The 16,222-nt window shown below is 56.1% G+C and carries 13 protein-coding genes; 8 read left to right on the forward strand and 5 right to left on the reverse strand.

Translation table 11 applies throughout. The features are described from left to right. The first annotated feature begins 856 nt into the window (after window positions 1-856). Window positions 857-3,403, forward strand: a complete 2,547-nt coding sequence (locus tag ACOYW0_RS04085) for a C25 family cysteine peptidase (protein WP_482417294.1) — start codon at window positions 857-859, stop codon at window positions 3,401-3,403. 163 nt (window positions 3,404-3,566) lie between these two features. Here ACOYW0_RS04085 and ACOYW0_RS04090 read toward each other — a convergent pair whose 3' ends face one another. After that, a complete protein-coding gene (locus ACOYW0_RS04090; RefSeq protein WP_482417295.1) occupies window positions 3,567-3,821 on the reverse strand; it encodes a Txe/YoeB family addiction module toxin in 255 nt (84 codons plus the stop codon). After that, a complete protein-coding gene (locus ACOYW0_RS04095) occupies window positions 3,818-4,069 on the reverse strand; it encodes a type II toxin-antitoxin system Phd/YefM family antitoxin (protein ID WP_482417296.1) in 252 nt (83 codons plus the stop codon). The genes ACOYW0_RS04090 and ACOYW0_RS04095 overlap by 4 nt, the downstream gene beginning before the upstream one ends. 291 nt (window positions 4,070-4,360) lie before the next feature. Here ACOYW0_RS04095 and ACOYW0_RS04100 point away from each other — a divergent pair, with 291 nt between their 5' ends. The 5 genes from ACOYW0_RS04100 (at window position 4,361) to ACOYW0_RS04120 (ending at window position 8,292) form a co-directional block, all read left to right on the forward strand. Continuing rightward, entirely contained in the window at window positions 4,361-5,209 is an 849-nt protein-coding gene (locus ACOYW0_RS04100; protein WP_482417297.1) for a cyclase family protein, read from the forward strand. Then, on the forward strand, window positions 5,193-5,984 hold the full coding sequence (locus tag ACOYW0_RS04105) for an alpha/beta fold hydrolase (RefSeq protein ID WP_482417298.1): 792 nt from the start codon (window positions 5,193-5,195) through the stop codon (window positions 5,982-5,984). Before ACOYW0_RS04100 ends, ACOYW0_RS04105 begins: the two co-directional genes overlap by 17 nt. A 188-nt stretch (window positions 5,985-6,172) precedes the next feature. Then, window positions 6,173-6,739, forward strand: a complete 567-nt coding sequence (locus ACOYW0_RS04110; protein WP_482417299.1) for a DUF3592 domain-containing protein — start codon at window positions 6,173-6,175, stop codon at window positions 6,737-6,739. A 213-nt stretch (window positions 6,740-6,952) separates the two neighbouring features. Beyond that, window positions 6,953-7,627, forward strand: a complete 675-nt coding sequence (locus ACOYW0_RS04115) for a hypothetical protein (RefSeq protein ID WP_482417300.1) — start codon at window positions 6,953-6,955, stop codon at window positions 7,625-7,627. Continuing rightward, a complete protein-coding gene (locus ACOYW0_RS04120) occupies window positions 7,624-8,292 on the forward strand; it encodes a hypothetical protein (protein WP_482417301.1) in 669 nt (222 codons plus the stop codon). Before ACOYW0_RS04115 ends, ACOYW0_RS04120 begins: the two co-directional genes overlap by 4 nt. A gap of 177 nt (window positions 8,293-8,469) precedes the next feature. On the opposite strand, the gene chrA is transcribed toward ACOYW0_RS04120, so the two are convergent. Then, window positions 8,470-9,666 carry a chromate efflux transporter gene (chrA, locus tag ACOYW0_RS04125; protein ID WP_482417302.1) on the reverse strand — a complete coding sequence of 399 codons (1,197 nt, stop codon included), beginning with the start codon at window positions 9,664-9,666 and terminating at the stop codon, window positions 8,470-8,472. Window positions 9,667-9,809: 143 nt separating this feature from the next. On the opposite strand from chrA, the gene ACOYW0_RS04130 reads away from it, so the two are divergent. Beyond that, window positions 9,810-10,589: a DUF4344 domain-containing metallopeptidase gene (locus ACOYW0_RS04130; protein ID WP_482417303.1), complete on the forward strand. Its 780-nt coding sequence runs from the start codon at window positions 9,810-9,812 to the stop codon at window positions 10,587-10,589. Window positions 10,590-10,656: 67 nt separating this feature from the next. Here the strand turns inward: ACOYW0_RS04130 and ACOYW0_RS04135 are convergent, their stop codons facing one another. Next, window positions 10,657-11,871 carry an AI-2E family transporter gene (locus ACOYW0_RS04135; protein ID WP_482417304.1) on the reverse strand — a complete coding sequence of 405 codons (1,215 nt, stop codon included), beginning with the start codon at window positions 11,869-11,871 and terminating at the stop codon, window positions 10,657-10,659. A 615-nt stretch (window positions 11,872-12,486) separates the two neighbouring features. Between ACOYW0_RS04135 and ACOYW0_RS04140 the strand changes: the two genes are divergently transcribed. Continuing rightward, on the forward strand, window positions 12,487-14,730 hold the full coding sequence (locus ACOYW0_RS04140; RefSeq protein WP_482417305.1) for a peptidase U32 family protein: 2,244 nt from the start codon (window positions 12,487-12,489) through the stop codon (window positions 14,728-14,730). 79 nt (window positions 14,731-14,809) lie between these two features. Here ACOYW0_RS04140 and ACOYW0_RS04145 read toward each other — a convergent pair whose 3' ends face one another. After that, complete coding sequence (locus ACOYW0_RS04145; protein ID WP_482417306.1) at window positions 14,810-16,177, reverse strand: acetyl-CoA hydrolase/transferase family protein; 1,368 nt, start codon at window positions 16,175-16,177, stop codon at window positions 14,810-14,812. Between the last annotated feature and the right edge of the window lie 45 nt (window positions 16,178-16,222).

Raw genomic sequence — 16,222 nt, forward strand, 5'->3', positions numbered from 1 at the left:
AGTTGCCTCCGGCGGGTCGCTTTTTGAAAAAAGCTCCGCAAAAACGTTCCGGTTGCCTCGCCTTCAGCCGTCCAGCCCCGTTGGGGCCGGACGGCTGAAGGCGAAGCATATCCGTTATGTTTTGAAGAGTCGGCTTGTCGATAACTTAAGGTCGTCCCAAGTCGCTCTAAAGACCTGTTTGTCAAACTTTTTAAAAGTTTGGCCCCCGGCAGGACCGCCGGAGGCGCTTTTGAACTGAATAGTTACAAAATATCCACCCTCCCCGAAGAACAATCTGTAATAACAGCCCATTTATCCAGTCTGACCGTTTCCTCATGAAATATCCGGGTTAGCAGCACACACAATCCCTCCCTATTGAGATACGGTTCTGTTACCCGGCGTTGAAACGCGCCGGCACAAAGGAGAACAGCAACATACCAAACACGGTACCAAAAAGGTACGGTTCCGCTCAACCGCCCGAATCGTTGCCCGAATTTTCAACCCACGCTCATAATCCTACCGAATATTTTTTCAGAATTATAAAACATCCAAATCTTTTCACACGAGCCATCAAAATGTTTGACTGGCGAAATAGATCCCTATACGGTCAACTTTACTCTCGCGAAATACCCGGCCCAACCTGAGGGGCCCTGGATTTGGAACAGCCTGCCTTATTTACTCTCATTATTACGAATATTTATCTCCGATTTATCGCAATTAAAATCGCGTTTCGTTTTCCTGTGGCCTGGTCCACCGATCTTTTTATCGTTTCCCGGATATATCCCTGAGAGGAGTACTCCTTTTTCAGGGTTCACTCAAAGCCCTCGTTTATCAACAGTCGAGGGGCTCACCCACAACTGAAGCAAAGGAGAATGTCATGACAAAACGATTGGGCATGGTTGCCGCGGTCATCATCACGTATGTCCTTTCCGCTGTGGCTGTCCAGGCGGGAGACGGATTTGACGTATCCCTTCTCCGATCCACCCCCCAGGAGATCGTCCTGGAGTTCACCCTGGGGGATTACACCCTCAACTCCGTAGATAAAAACGGCACCATCTACACCGAGATCCTCTTTCCGGGCAAGGTCACGACCAAGAAAAAGGGGTATGCGGAGCTGCCCTTTATCCACGCATCCGTGGCCCTTCCGGCAAGCGGGGATCTGCGCATCTCCGTAGAACCAGGGAACGTCACGGAGATCCCCCTTGCCTACCCCATGCTCCCCTCCCGCGGGGTGATCTACCGTAACCAGAACCCTGCCGACATCCCGTACGAAACCGCGCCGTCGGCACGCACGGGCCGCTGGTACCCGGACAAGGTTGCCACGGCCTCCGAGCCCTACATCCTTCGGGATGTCCGGGGGACGGACATCCACGTCTATCCCTTCAGGGCCCATGGGACAAAAAACATCCTGAAAGTTTACCACTCGGTGATTGTCACCCTCTCCACGGGAAGCGGTGAAGGAGCCAATGCGTTGAGCGCCCCGATGCGCTCCGTGGCACCGGAGATGGAGGCCATCTATCGCGACATGTTCATCAACTATGCCCCGACAACCCGGTCCATCGGAGAGGCAGGCGAACTCCTCGTAATCCACACGGCACGCGATGCATCCGTCATCCTCCCATACGTCACATGGAAACGGCAAAAAGGAACCACCGTCCACACCCTGGAGGTGGCCACGGGCACCTCTGTCAAAAACAGCATTTCCCAATTCTACGCATCCCACCCGTCCTTGCTCTACGTGCAGCTGGTGGGGGATTGGGCAGACATCAAATCCGAGCTGGGGACCTCGGCCAACGCCCCCACAGACCCCATGCTGGGCTGCGTGGCCGGCAGCGACTATTACCCGGACCTGATCATCGGTCGATTTTCCGCCAACAATACCTCCCAAGTCACGGTACAGATAGATAAAGCCGTTGATTACGAGAAGACGCCCCAACTCTCCGCCAACTGGTATACCACGGCCCTGGGCATCGGTTCCGGTGAGGGGAGCGGCAGCGGTGACGACGGCGAAGCCGACTACGAGCACGTTGACGTCATCAAGGATTACAAGCTGCTGCCCACCACCTACACCACCGTAAACGAGGTGTACCAGAGTGGTTCTGCCTCCTCTGTCAGCGGGTATGTCAACGGCGGTCTCTCCCTGATCAACTACACCGGCCATGGTTCCCATACATCGTGGGGCACCTCTGGCTTCAACAACGACGATATCAATGCCCTGACAAACGGCTCCCAGCTCCCCATCATCATCTCCGTGGCCTGCGTCAACGGGGAATTCCATAACGGTGGTCAATGTTTTGCCGAAACATGGCTGAGAAAAAGCGGAGGCGGGGCGGTTGCTACGGTGATGGCCACCATCAACCAGCCCTGGACGCCCCCCATGCGCGGTCAGGACTACATGAACGACCTGCTGGTAGGCGGCTACGACTACACCACCAACCCGGGAAGTGGCACCTCCACCACCGAGGGTCGTTCCACCTTCGGGTCCCTTGTGTTCAACGGTCTCATCCTCATGTACGCCGAGTCCTCTACCTCTTCGGATCTGGACACCCTGAAAACCTGGACCATCTTCGGCGACTCCTCCCTCCAGGTACGCACGGCATCCCCCCAGCCCTTAGCCCTCTCTGCCACAGAAGCCCAGGCAAACACCCCCTTTGACTGCGTGGTCACCTCAGGCGGCAGCCCTGTCCAAGGGGCCACGGTCTCCCTATACCAGGGAGGCACCTCTGCCAAAGCCGTGACTGACGCCAACGGCGCGGTCTCCATTGCCCACACAATCACCGCCGGAGAGTACACCCTGGCGGTCACCGGGCAAAACCTGGAGACCAAGTTCTACACCCGTAACATGGGAGGCTCGGCCAACCAGCCCCCTGATGCCTCGTTCTCCACGGCTGTCAGCAACCTGACCGCCACCTTCACCGACACCAGCCAGGACAGCGACGGAACCATCGCATCCCGCCAGTGGGACTTCGGCGACGGAACTTCCTCCACCGCCACCAACCCGGCCCACACCTACGCAGCAGCCGGATCCTACATCGTCACCCTCACCGTCACCGACGACGACGGTGCCACGGACCAGGCCACTGCATCGGTAACGGTCACGAACCCCGACACCGTTCCCGTTCTCCAAAACGGCGTTGCCGTCACCAACCTTTCGGCAGCACAGGGCGACTGGCTCTACTACAAAATCGTGGTCCCGTCCGGCGTTTCGAGCCTGACCATGGAGATCAGCGGTGGCAGCGGAGACGGCGACCTCTACACCCGCTTCGGGGAAAAACCGGACACCTATACCTACGACTGCCGCCCCTACCTCTGGGGCAACAACGAAACCTGCACCGTCAGCACCCCGGCGGCAGGCACCTACTACATGGGGATTCGCGGATACAACGCTTTTTCAGGCATGAGCCTGACCGCTTCGTTTAATTAACCTTTACGTTTTGTAGAGAATTTCTTAAGTAAAGAGTCGATATGGCCCCCGGCAGACTTGCCGGGGGCCAGCATATCTGAGCATACGGAATGTGGCCCTTCACAGGGCTGAAAGAGGCGGGAATGTTCGGAAGGGAGAGCCTGCTCTTTGCGCAAGAACGTATCTAATAGTGATACCGAAGCTGTGCGATCAAAACCGATTCGTTTTTAATTTTATACACCAATCTGTGTTCATCGTTGATTCGACGGGACCAATAGCCTGACAAAGCGTGCTTCAAAGGCTCTGGTTTTCCAATGCCGCCGTACGGCGTTCGCTTGATATCTTTTATCAGATCGTTGATTCGACGAAGAATCCGTTTATCTGTTTTTTGCCAGTACAGGTAGTCCGCCCATGCATGATCTGAAAAGATAAGATTCATTCGATGAGATCCCTTTCGGCCCCTCCGCCGGCTTCCAGTTGGGCCATGGATTCGATCAGGCGTTTCATATTCTGTGGAGACCTCAATAGATACGCCGTCTCCTCAAGGGCTTCATAGTCTTCCAAAGACATGAGAACAACGGACTTTGATGATTTTCGAGTAATGATGACGGGCGAATGATCTTCGCACACCTTATCAATGGTCTTTGCAAGGTTTTGCCTTGCAGCGGTATATGTAATTGCGTCCATGTGGCACCTCCTGATATGTACAACTTATTGTACAACACCAAACAAAAATGTCAAGACATTACAGGGCCATGGCTCAGGCCATTGGGATAGCGACAATTCCCTGTATAGAATCCGGTAAAAGGCCTTGTCCGCCTCACTCGAATAGCCAAAAGATGGCAACTGTTCGCTTTTTCGAAAAAAAGATCTACAAAAAATGTTCTTGATGAGCCTTGAAACGTTTACTTCAGACCTGGTTATCGTTTCTTATGAGATATCCGGGGTAACCCAGCTTACGATACGCGAGGAACTTGAATGAAAAAACGCTCCGTCACCCTCCCTGCTCTTGCCGCAGCTTTGTTTCTTTTTTTCACGGCCTGCGCTTCACACCAACCCGCAGCGTTGCAGCCCGCCGCCCCCTTCAACGGCGACATCGTGGATTTAACTCAGCCCCTGACCCCGGACATTCCCATCTGGCCGGGCGACCCCGCCTTTGAGATTGCGTCATGGGCCACTTATGAAAAAGATCAGTACTTTATCAATCGAATTGCCATAGGAGAGCACAGCGGCACGCACTGGGGCACCCCGAACACCTTTATCAAGGGCGCACGCAGCGCTGAGATGTTTGAAGCCCGGGAGCTGGTGGTACCCGCTGTTGTCATCGATATCCGGGAAATTGCCGAACAAGATGCGGACCATCGCTTTTCCATCGACGAACTGAAGGCCTGGGAGAAAGCACAAGGCCAACACGTACCGCCTGGAAGCCTGGTGATCCTCTTCACCGGATGGCAGGACAAATGGCACGACCCTGAGGCTTTCCTCGGAACAGACAAGGAAAAGACCCTGCACTGGCCCGGCTTCGGCGCCGACACCGCCGAATTCCTCGTCAACGAACGCGGAGTGGTGGGGCTGGGGACAGACACCCACGGCGCAGACCCGGGCAACGATACGGAGTTCGGTGCCAGCTTTGCCATGTACGACGCCGACGGCATGATCCTGGAATGCCTCACCGGCCTGCACCGCCTGCCTCCCTTCGGCACCGTGCTGGTGATCGGCGGCTGGCCCGTGAAGGGCGGCTCCGGCAGCCCGGCAAGGGTCTTGGCCTTTGTGCCCTCCCCCAAGGATTCCGTCGCCTTTAGGAGTCAGCATGACGTGTACCGTTGAAAATCTCTGCATCGTCACGGATGCCGGATCGTTTCATGCAAAAAAATGGACGCCACAAAACCCATCGTCATCCGTCCCCATGGTGCTGCTTCATGACTCCCTGGGATGCGTGGACCTGTGGCGCCATTTTCCCCTTACACTTGCCGAGCGTTTATCTCTGTGTGTCATCGCCTACGACCGGTTGGGTTTCGGTCGATCCACTCCGCGAAATGAGCTGCCCTCCATCCATTTCATCGAAGAGGAAGCCACCGATTACTTTCCGTGGGTTAAAAGGCACCTCAACTTAGAGGACTATATCCTCTTTGGCCACAGCGTGGGAGGCGCCATGGCCGTCAACATCGCTGCCCGGGACAAAAGATGTGTGGCGGTGATAACCGAAGCATCGCAAGCGTTTGTGGAGGATCGAACGGTGGCAGGAATTAAAGCGGCACAAAAGGCGTTCCAAGAGCCGGGCCAGATGGACCGCCTGAAAAAATGGCACGGAACCAAAGGGGAGTGGGTGTTCAGGGCCTGGACCGACATCTGGCTCTCCAGCGCGTTTTCCGGCTGGAGCCTGGACGCCTGCATGGGCGAGGTGACATGCCCTGTCCTTGCGATCCACGGCGACAACGACGAATACGGCTCCACCGCGTTTCCTGAATTCATCGCACACAAGGCAGGAGGCATTTCAGAAATGGCCATCCTGAGCAACTGCGGACACATCCCCCACAAGGAAAAGCCGGAAGAGGTCGTCAACACGGTAGAATTGTTTTTAAACAAGAATGCAGTAACCTGATCCCCTGATCACCCCGAAACCCCTTGCGCAAGGCGTTTTCTTTCCTTCTGTCCTCACCTTTCCATTGCACTGTAAGAACAATCTGATATAAGCCAATTCAGGTATTCGCTTAGGAATACTACATACCTTATTTCAGGAATTTTCCAGCGGTCGGTTCTTCGGCAAGGCCTGGAAGCCATGGAGCAGCAATGAAATCATTCAGCATCGTTCCCATCATCATGGGTATCTTTTTAGTGATCGGGTGCCTGGGCCTCAGGGAGTCACACCAAAACTACCAGGACTACCGGTCCGTGGAAGCGTTCAAAGCCAGGGCGATCTCCACAAGGGCCGAAATCATGAGCCACATCACCAACAGCTCCAGAGAAGAAGGGGTATCCTACGGATTCAGCGTCGAGTTCACGGCACCTGACGGCAAGCTCATCCACACCGAAACCGTACGGCTGCCCACCAGGCCCCAGGGAGAAACCGGAGAGCTCATTGAGATCCTCTATGATCCCCAGCACCCCGATGAACCACGCCTCCCCCCCGTCGGCATTCCCTTGAAAAAAACCCTGGTCCCGGGCGCCATCGGTGCCGGCTTTATCGGTATGGTCTTTCTCTACGCCATGGCCGCCCTCATGAAGGCAGCACGCACCGCACGACATGCCACGGCCAAATACCAAGGCCAATCCGCCCGGGCACTCAACACCTCGTCCTCCAGAGACAGGCTCGTCGCAAAGTACCAGAAAAGCCACGGGCGATTCAGTAAGTCCTGACAAGCCATCAGAGCAAAAACCTATGGCCCCTGTCCCCTCCGGATAGTCCTTTGCCAGGCCTGATGCCATCTCTTGTTCCTTATTTATGAACAGTCCTCTTTTCCATTGAATACGGGGCTCCGAAAGAGTATTTCTATTCTCAAATTATCTGGACGTAGTATAGCTGCGTGTCATAAGCCAACGAGCTTTTGAAGCAGGTGCTACAATGCTGATATGAGATTGAAACATGGTGCTGAGGATATGATGATGAAACGTATGATTGTGGCTGTTGTATTGGGATGTCTTGTTTTAACCGGTTGTGCCACTCGCCAGGTCACGACAGCTGAGCACGGACTGTATTTCAGCGCCATGCCCAGATTCAGCCTCGAAGCGCAGGACCCGGGCCTCGTGTTTATCGGAAAAACGATTCAAAACCAATCAGGAAACACCGACCGAGGAACGCCGTGTTATGCCACGGAAGAGACCTACGTATATGCCAAAAAAGGTGGCAATACCGCCGAAAAAATCGTGATTGTAACCGTAACCACCATGGATTCAAACCGGGTGCTGTTCCTGCCCAATATGTTTAGTCACCTGACCATACCACACGAACTGATACGCGAAACCATTGACGGCAAGTCCATGCAAAGCTGTTTTTGCGTTGCGAATAGTCCGAGCCCCTCTGAGGAGACCCTCCTTATGGAAAAAGGAATGCTTCTCAAACCGCCGTACGCGGTCAATATTTTGGGTGGCTTGTTGGGGGGAACCAGCAACGGCATGATGACTATCCTGTACATGGAAGCAATGCCCGAAGGCGAGACGCTTCCCAAAGAGGCCATGATTGACCATCGAAATACCGCCTTTACCCTGAAATTCAAGACTGCTCCCATAATGGATAAAGACATATGAAGAAAATTCTCCGTCTGGCATTGTTTGCCCTCACATGTTCGGGGCTCTGGGGGTGTTCCATGCGCCATGTGGAGTATGGAGACACGGGCGTCATCTCCACAAAAAAGCCTCAGATTACCTTGTCGAACAATGCACCGGACCTCAAATTCATTTACCATGACACTCAAGCATACCCGTTCCATGAACTGAACGGTGAACAAACTGTACCGGGAAAGATTGAGTTCACCATCTTTGCAGAAGAAGATAATGATCAAATAAAGCGCATTCTTCTCCTGTGCTTTCCCAAGTCAAGAGAGTTGCTGTTCATAAACAATGCATTTTCGTCAGTGAAGGACAAGCTGGACTACGAAATTTTGGAAATAGCGGGGAAAAAATGTGCGCATGCTGTCTTTTTCCTGACCCCGGAAGACCTGGATTTCTTGATGCATAAAGAAAAAGGCCTCGGCCGGCAAACCTTCATGGTTTACGGGCTCAGTCGGAGTGATGGGCCACCTTATGGCCACTCGTGGATTCTCATGTATATGGAGCCATTCTCCCTCATGAGCCCTGAAGGGGGCCCGGCCCCATCATGGCATAAAAGCGATAATGACTGGGTAGAGGCTTTTAAAAAAAGAGCTGAATCAACGTTCTCGATTTCATTTCCAGACAACGCGATAACTGAATAGCCATAGCTCAAAAAGGGAACAGAACCAGACAGCTGAGGTACCAAAACGCATTATCGACATTGCGTGTCGCTAACGGGATATCCACAATATCCGTTTTGCCCTTGGCCTGTTGCTATCAAATAGACATGTGCTGTATCGAATCGTTTTCAGAATAATCGTTTAGCCGGTTAGACCACGCTAAAAAGTAACCCCTGCAGCCAGGGCCATCACCACCATAAGGGGTGCCGGAACCTTTCCGGTGGCAAGAATAACCACGGTAGCGGCGGTCATGGCCAGGTTGGCAAATCCCACGCCGTTGGCCTGAATCAGGATAATCGCCGCAGCCGTGATCATACCACCTGCCACGGCGTTGACTCCATGAAGGGAGATCTTGATGGCTTTCACCTCTTTGATGCGCTCCCACACGGGACAGATAAAATAGATAAGCAGAAGGCCCGGCAGGAAGATCCCGATGCCACCGGCAAGGGCTCCCATGACTTGTTGAAGGGTGGAGCCGTGGCGTGAAGCCATACCGCCCGCATAGGCTGCAAAGCTGAACATGGGGCCGGGCAAGCCCTGCACCAGCCCATAGCCGGTGAGAAACTCTCCGTTGGTCATGTACCGGTTCACCTCCACCAGCTCGCTGTGCATAACCGGCACAACGACCTGCCCCCCTCCGAACACCAGGTACCCGTACCGGTAAAAACTCTCGAACAGTTTGAAAAACCGTATGTCCGTTGCAAGGGAAAGCACGAGGGAACCGGCCGTGCAGAGAAGGAACAGGGCCAGGTAGCCCCAGGGCGGATTGATGCGGGGTTTGTTCCAGATCGCCTTTTCCCGGGAGGCAAGGATACTTGCCGCTCCCCCCGCCACAAGCACCAGGGGAAAAATCCAGGGTGTCCTGACAAGGTATGTACTCACCGCGCCAAAAACCATCAAAAGGCATGTCAGCTTGTCGGTAACGACTTTTTTGCCGATGCGCCAGGCCGCCAGAAGAATGAACCCCACGGCCATGGGGCCGATGAACCGCAGGATCTCCGACGACACGTGGGCCGTCGCCAAAAGGGCATAGAGAAACGACAGGGCCGTCATGATAAGCAGCACAGGCGCGGCCCAGACCAGCATGGTAAGAAAGGCAAGCAAGGGGCCGCCTTTCTTGTACCCCACGGCCACAATGGTCTGGGTGCTTGTGGGCCCCGGAAGAATGCTGCAAAGCGCCAGCAATTCGACCAGTTCCTCTTCCGTCACGTGGTTGCGCCTGGCCACCAGCTGGTCCAGAAACACACCCATGTGGGCTTCGGGGCCGCCGTAAGCCCCCAGGGAACAGACGAGGACGTCCTTGAGAAAGGAGGCCCTGGGCGAGATTGCCGTTTCAACGGTTGCGTCGTCAGTCATTTGCTCTTTCCTTTCTGTGAACCGTTGCCAAGCCAAACCACGGGTCCAAGGTTCTTTCCCCATGACGGCCCGGCCCTTGTCAAACGCCCTAATACCCCCTACACTTCACATCAACGTCACTACAACCAAGAAAAGGACACCCCATGCGTACTCGAAAAGCCCTGGCTGTGGTAGTTTTGCTCCTGCTCTCCGTCAGTCCTGCCCTGGCCTTGAACAAAGCCCGTGTCATCTATGATCCCCCTTCCGGGAAACATGAAACAGCCATCCAACAAGAGGTGAAGGCATCCGGTGCGGCAGAAGATGTGGCGTCATTCATCAACGACCAGTTCAGCCTCAATGTGCCCCTCAGCCTTGTCTTCGGCAGGGAGGACGGACCGTTGTATGACCCGCAAACCCAGGAAATCGTCGTGCCCTACGCCTTCCTTCAAGAGGTGAAGGAACGGTTTGTCGACGCAGGGTATCCTGAAACCGGTGTAAGCGTAAGCGAGGCAACGATGGATGTGCTTATGCACACACTGTTTCATGAACTTGCCCACGCCCTGATATTTACCTGTGAGCTGCCGGTGGTCGGCAAAGAAGAGGACGCCGCAGACGGCCTGGCAAGCGTGTTGCTCATCGAGTTTTACGAGCATGGTGCGGAGATGGCCCTCAGCGCCGCCGACCTGTTTGACCTTGAAAGTGAAGACATCGAAACCTTTGCCGACGAAGATTTCCAGGACGATCACAGCTTGGATATCCAGCGGTTCTACACCACGCTCTGCCATGTCTACGGAAGCGATCCCGAAACCTACGCCGACCTGAAAACCGACGCAGGCTTTTCCGAAGACCGGGCCCAAGGGTGTATCGAAGAGTATGAGCGCCTGGCAAAAAGCTGGTTTGCCCTGCTGGAGCCCCATCGCAAGCAAGGCGCTAAATCCCTGTGATTCGCAGTATCACCGGGTTCACACGGCATTCGCAATGACATGCCGCCCTTCCCCAGCCGTGTCGTCCCTACCTGTTGTCCTGATGATTCAAAAACTCGTCGAATTCAATGCTGTAGATGTAGAGCAGCACCATCGCCAGCCCGAAGATAATGGGGCCGTACAGAAGACCGATGAGGCCGAAGTAGTTGATGCCGCCCAGGATGGCAAAAAAGATCAGGAGGGTGCTCATGTCGGCGGAGCCCTGCATGAACAGGGGGCGCACGATGTTATCGATCATGCCCACCACCACCACGGACCAGACCGTCATGAAGACGGCGTATCCCCAGTGCCCGGAGATCAGCAGAAAGATGGCCGCGGGGATCCAGATCAGGGCGGTGCCCACCAGGGGAACCAGGGACGCAAAGGCCATGGCAATACCCCAGAACAGGGCCGGGAGTCCGGTAATCCAGAAGGCGATGCCACCGGCCAGCCCCTGGGCAAGAGCCGTCACAAAGGTCCCGAGAAGGGCGGATTTGGAGACGGTCTTAATTTTGTCGATGATACGGGATTCCTGGCTGGAGCTTAAGGGGATGAGATGAAGAAGGCTGTCGAAGATCACCTCTTCGTCCCGAACGAAAAAGAAAAAGGCAAAGAGCATCAAAAAGAACTTGCCCACAAAGGAGGTCAGGCCTCCGGCCAGGTTGCCTCCCTGATTCAACAGGGCCTTGCCGATGGTGCGGGTGACATTGAGGATGGCCTCGTCAAAGCGGAGGGCCTGCAAATTAAAATCCGGGAAAAACCGTTCAATGTCCGGGAGCACGCCCTTGCCCCATTCAGCAAACCGCATCACCAGGGGATGGTTTGACAAGGCCTGGTACTTGCCGGTTTCCACCCAGGTGTAGATGGCGTCAAAGGAGTCGATGCCCTGCTGGATAATGGCCAGAAGCATAAAGAGCACCGGCAGGACCACCACCAGGGTCAGCAAAAGGCACGAAAGCGCCGCCGCTGTGTTCTTGCGGCCCTTGAGCCACCCCTCCAGCTTTTTGTTTACCGGGGTAAAGAGCACGGCCAGGATCATGGCCAGGATGATGGTGTGCAGGTAAGGCCTGATGATGTTGTAGCACCCCACGAGCACGACGATGATCAGGACAAACAGAAAATAGTGGGCATTCATAAACGCCCGGCCCGCTTCGGAGGCAGGTTCCGATGTTTTTTTCACCTCGGGGGCTGCGGCCTGGGGGCTCTTTTTTTTCTGTTCTTTACCGGTGGATTTCGCCTTTGCGGCTTTTCGCTTTTTTGCCATAGGGGGACCCTTATCTGTGGTTTTGCCTGCTGGATAGTTTTTCTGGAAGGGTTCGGGGACATTGGCCGGCGCCGGGCGGGGACTCTGCTCCGGCAACACATGGCCTTTGACACGTTATACATGGCCCTTGGCCATTAGAGAACCCTTAAATTGACCATCGGCGACAGGGCACCGATGATTCCCACGGCTGCCAACCATTTCAAGCAAGGGGACTTGGAACGTCGCCTTACTTGAATCGGAATACCTCAAAGGGCCAAACGTTTGATCCGGCTTCACCCAAGGGCTAAAGCGCGATAAGAAGGTTCGTCATTCTCCCCCCAAAAAGCCCCGCGGAGTGCGGCGCTCCAAAAACGACCCCATGCCTGTGCGGCATCCGCGTGGCAAAGCGATGACGGGCCATGCCTTCGGCATCAGGCAATCAATGCAGGAAGCGCCTTGATTACCGGAACGTTTTTGCGGAGCTTTTTTCAAAAAGCGACCCGCCGGAGGCAACTGACTTGTTACATGGCCCTTACCGGTCCCTTCGTTGACAGCGCCCCCTTGCAGTGCTAAAAGCCCATTCGTCCCAGGCACTTTGCCTTTTTACCCATTTCAACGACGTTGCGACGCATCCTTATGAAGACAGATCTTGAGCTACTTGCACCCGGCGGAGATATCGACGCCATCAAAGCCGCCATTGCCGCCGGTGCGGACGCGGTGTACTGCGGGCTGAACAAATTCAACGCCCGGGACCGGGCCACCAACCTCTCCGCCGAGGACCTTCCCGGCATCGTCAGCCTTGCCCACAAGCACGGTTGCAGCGTGTTTGTGACCCTTAACATCATCGTCGTCGAAAGCGAGATCCCGGCCCTTATCCGCCTTTTAAATACCCTCGTCAACACCCGCATCGATGCGGTCATTGTCCAGGATTTCGGTCTCTTCTATCTTTTGAACAAACACTTCCCAAGCCTGGTCATCCATGCCTCCACCCAGCTCACCACCCACAACGAGGGACAGATCCGGTTCCTCAGTGCTCTCAACGCCACCCGGGTGAACCTCTGCCGGGAGCTGAACCTGGAAGAGATCAGGGCCCTCACCGACGCCAGCCGCAAGCAGAACATGGACACCGAGGTCTTTGTACACGGTTCCTACTGTGTTTCGTTTTCCGGGCTCTGTTACTTAAGCTCGGTGCTCGGAGGCAAATCGGGAAACAGGGGCCGGTGCAGCCAGCCCTGCAGGGACCGGTTTGAAACCACCCCCGCAGGCAGGGAGTACCCCCTGAACCTCAAGGACAACTCGGCCTACGGCAACCTGAAAGAGCTTGCCGAGGCAGGGGTGTACTCCCTGAAGATCGAGGGGCGCATCAAAAAATTCGACTACGTCCACACCGTGGTCTCCTGCTGGAGAAACCAGATCCAAAGCCTCAGCGAAAAAGACCGCCTGCTCACCGACACCGGTGACCTTGCCAAGGTCTTCAACCGGGACTTTTCCAACGGTTTCCTGGCCGGAGAGATCACCTCGGACATGTTCATCGACAACCCCCGGGACCACTCCATCCGGCAGGTATCCCAAAAAAACCCCTCCTGCCCCCAGGGCACCAGGGAACGCTTTTACGAGGACAAGGCCGCCCTGTCCGCCAGGGCCCGCCTCGCCGTGGGCCAGCTCCGCATCGAAAAGACGCCCCTCACATTTCGCATCCATGGAGAGCCGGGTGCGCCCCTGGGTGTGTCGGTATCCAGCCCTGAGGCCTCCTTTTCCGTGGCGTCTGACTCTCCCCTTGCCCCCAGGCGGGACACAAGCGCCCCCGGGGGCCTCAGCCGCGCCGTACTCCTTGAAAAATTCAAGCGTTTCGACAATTCAGAATACCGCGTCGATGCCGTGGACACTGAAAACCTGGCCCCCGGGCTCTACCTCCCCTTCAAGGAGCTCACCGCCCTGATCCGGCGCGTTGCCTTTCTCTTGAACGGCTCCCGGGAACCCGTGGCCCCGGTGGCGGTCCCCTCCCCGGGAAAACCAAAGCCTGTGGGCACCCCGCCTGTCCTCTCCGTGGTGATCTCCTCACCCGGGGATATTCCCCTTTGCGAGGCCACCCCTGCCGAGATTTTTTTCCGGCTTCCCGAGGCCCTTGAAAACCGGGAAGACGAATTTATCGCGCTGTTCAACCAATTCCCGGAGCTCACCCCCTGGTTCCCGCCCGTGCTCATCGGAGAGGACTACACCGCGGCCCGGGCGATTCTGGAAACCGTCAAGCCGGCCCGCATCGTAACAGACAACTCAGGCATCGCCTTTGACGCCTTCAGGCAAGGCATTGCCTGGATGGCGGGGAGCTGTTTCAACCTCGTCAACTCCTTCGGCCTGCGCTGCCTCAAGGAGCAGTTCGGCTGCTCCGGTGCCATTGTGTCCCGGGAGATCAAAAAAGAGCAGCTCAAACGCCTTGTGCCACCGGAAGGCATGGAGCTGTGCATGGGCATCTTCCACCCCGTCACCCTGATGACCAGCCGCCAGTGCCTGCACCAGGGAGTCATCGGGTGCTCCAGAAAGCGATTCGACAAAACGTGCCTTGAAGGGTGCGACAAATCGTCATCCATCACGCACGCAAACGGGGCTACCCTTCACGTTCACAAGTCCGGGGGCAACCACCACCGCCTCTACCATGAGACCCATTGCCTCAACACCGAGGTGGTCGCGGACCTGCCCCACACCTTTTCCCGGTTTTTCATCGACCTGCGGGACATCGCCACCCACACAAAAACCGACACGGACAAAGCCGGGCTCATCGCCCTGTTCCATGACCTCCTCACGGGGGTTCCCGGAGCCGAAGCCGCGCTTCACCGAACAATCCGCCACACCACCAACATCCAGTACATCAGGGGAATTTAACCCCTTCCCCCAACGCCCTCCAAAAACGAAAAAACCGGCCCCTGCAAGGGGCCGGTTGCGTCATCTCACGGGGCCGTGATCACCCCGCAAGGCTCATGGCCACGTCTGCGCGGGGCACCAACGTCCCTCTCCAGATATTCATCTTTTCCGCCTCCCGCATGAGGCCCTCCCGGAAATCGGGGTGGGCGATGCCGATGAGGGCTTCGGCCCGCTGCCAGGTGCTTTTTCCCTTGAGGCTGGCCACGCCGTACTCGGTCACCACGTACTGCACGGCAGACCGGGGAAGGGTGACAATGGTGCCGTGATCCACAAAGGGCCGGATCCTTGAAGTGAGGGCCCCTTCCCTGTCGGTCTTGGTGGATGCCAGGCAGATAAAGGCCTTTCCTCCCTTGGAATGGTAGCTTCCGTAGGCAAAATCAAACTGCCCACCGGTTCCGGAGATCTGCCTGAACCCCGATGACTCGGAGCAGACCTGGCCGTAAAGGTCCACCTCCACGGCGTTGTTGATGGAGACGGCACGTGGGTTTGCCGCGATGCGATGAAGGTCATTGACGTATCCCACGGGATAGCTGGCGCATGCCGGATTCCGATGGATAAATTCGTAAAGTTTTTCACTGCCCAGGGCAAAGGTGTAGACCATCTTCCCAGGGTTGTCGGCCTTCTCCATGTTGGAGATCCTGCCCGCCCGGTACATGTCCACATAGGCGTCCACCAGCATCTCCGTGTGAACCCCGAGGTCCTTTAAATCCGAATCGGCGATCATCTTGCCGATGACATTGGGAAGGCTCCCGATGCCCAGCTGCAAACAGGAACCGTCTTCAATCTGTCCCACCACATGCCGGGCGATGGCCCGGTCCACATCGGATATGGGGATGCGGGGCAGAGAGACCAGCGCCGTGTTGGTCCCCTGGACCACATAGTCCACCTTGGAGATATGCACGGCCTCGCCATACCCGCCGTAGCAAACCGGCATGTTGTCGTTGACCTCAACGATCACCGTCTTTGCCTTGCGGAGCTGGCTGTACTGGCAGGAGTTGGCGATGCCGAAGTTAAAAAAACCGGAATCGTCCATGGGCGCCACCTGAACCATGAACACATCGGTGGTCAGGTCCCCGTCATCGTAGATCTGGTTGCCCTCGTGGTAGAGAACCGGGATGTAACTGCAGCCGCCCCTGTCGTGGAGATACCGCTCACCACCGCTGAAATGAAAGCTGTTGTAGTTGAAGCTTCTGCCCGAAGGATCGGCCAGGGCCACCTTGGGAATCCCCGGGTACCCCACCCCGCGCACCTTCACCGCCTCAAGCTCCCCGGCGCGATGGGCAAGGGCCTCATCCAGGTCCACGGGGCTGCAGAGAAAATTGCCGTAATCCACCCAGTCACCGGACTTGACCTGTTTTACCGCTGTGGCCGCATCCACGCATTTTCGCCCGTACTCGCTTCTGTACATGCCCACCTCCCGGTTCCGTTAAGGGTTATCTTTCCGGCATGTTAC

The organism is Desulfoluna sp. HI9BLuna, assembly GCF_056829775.1.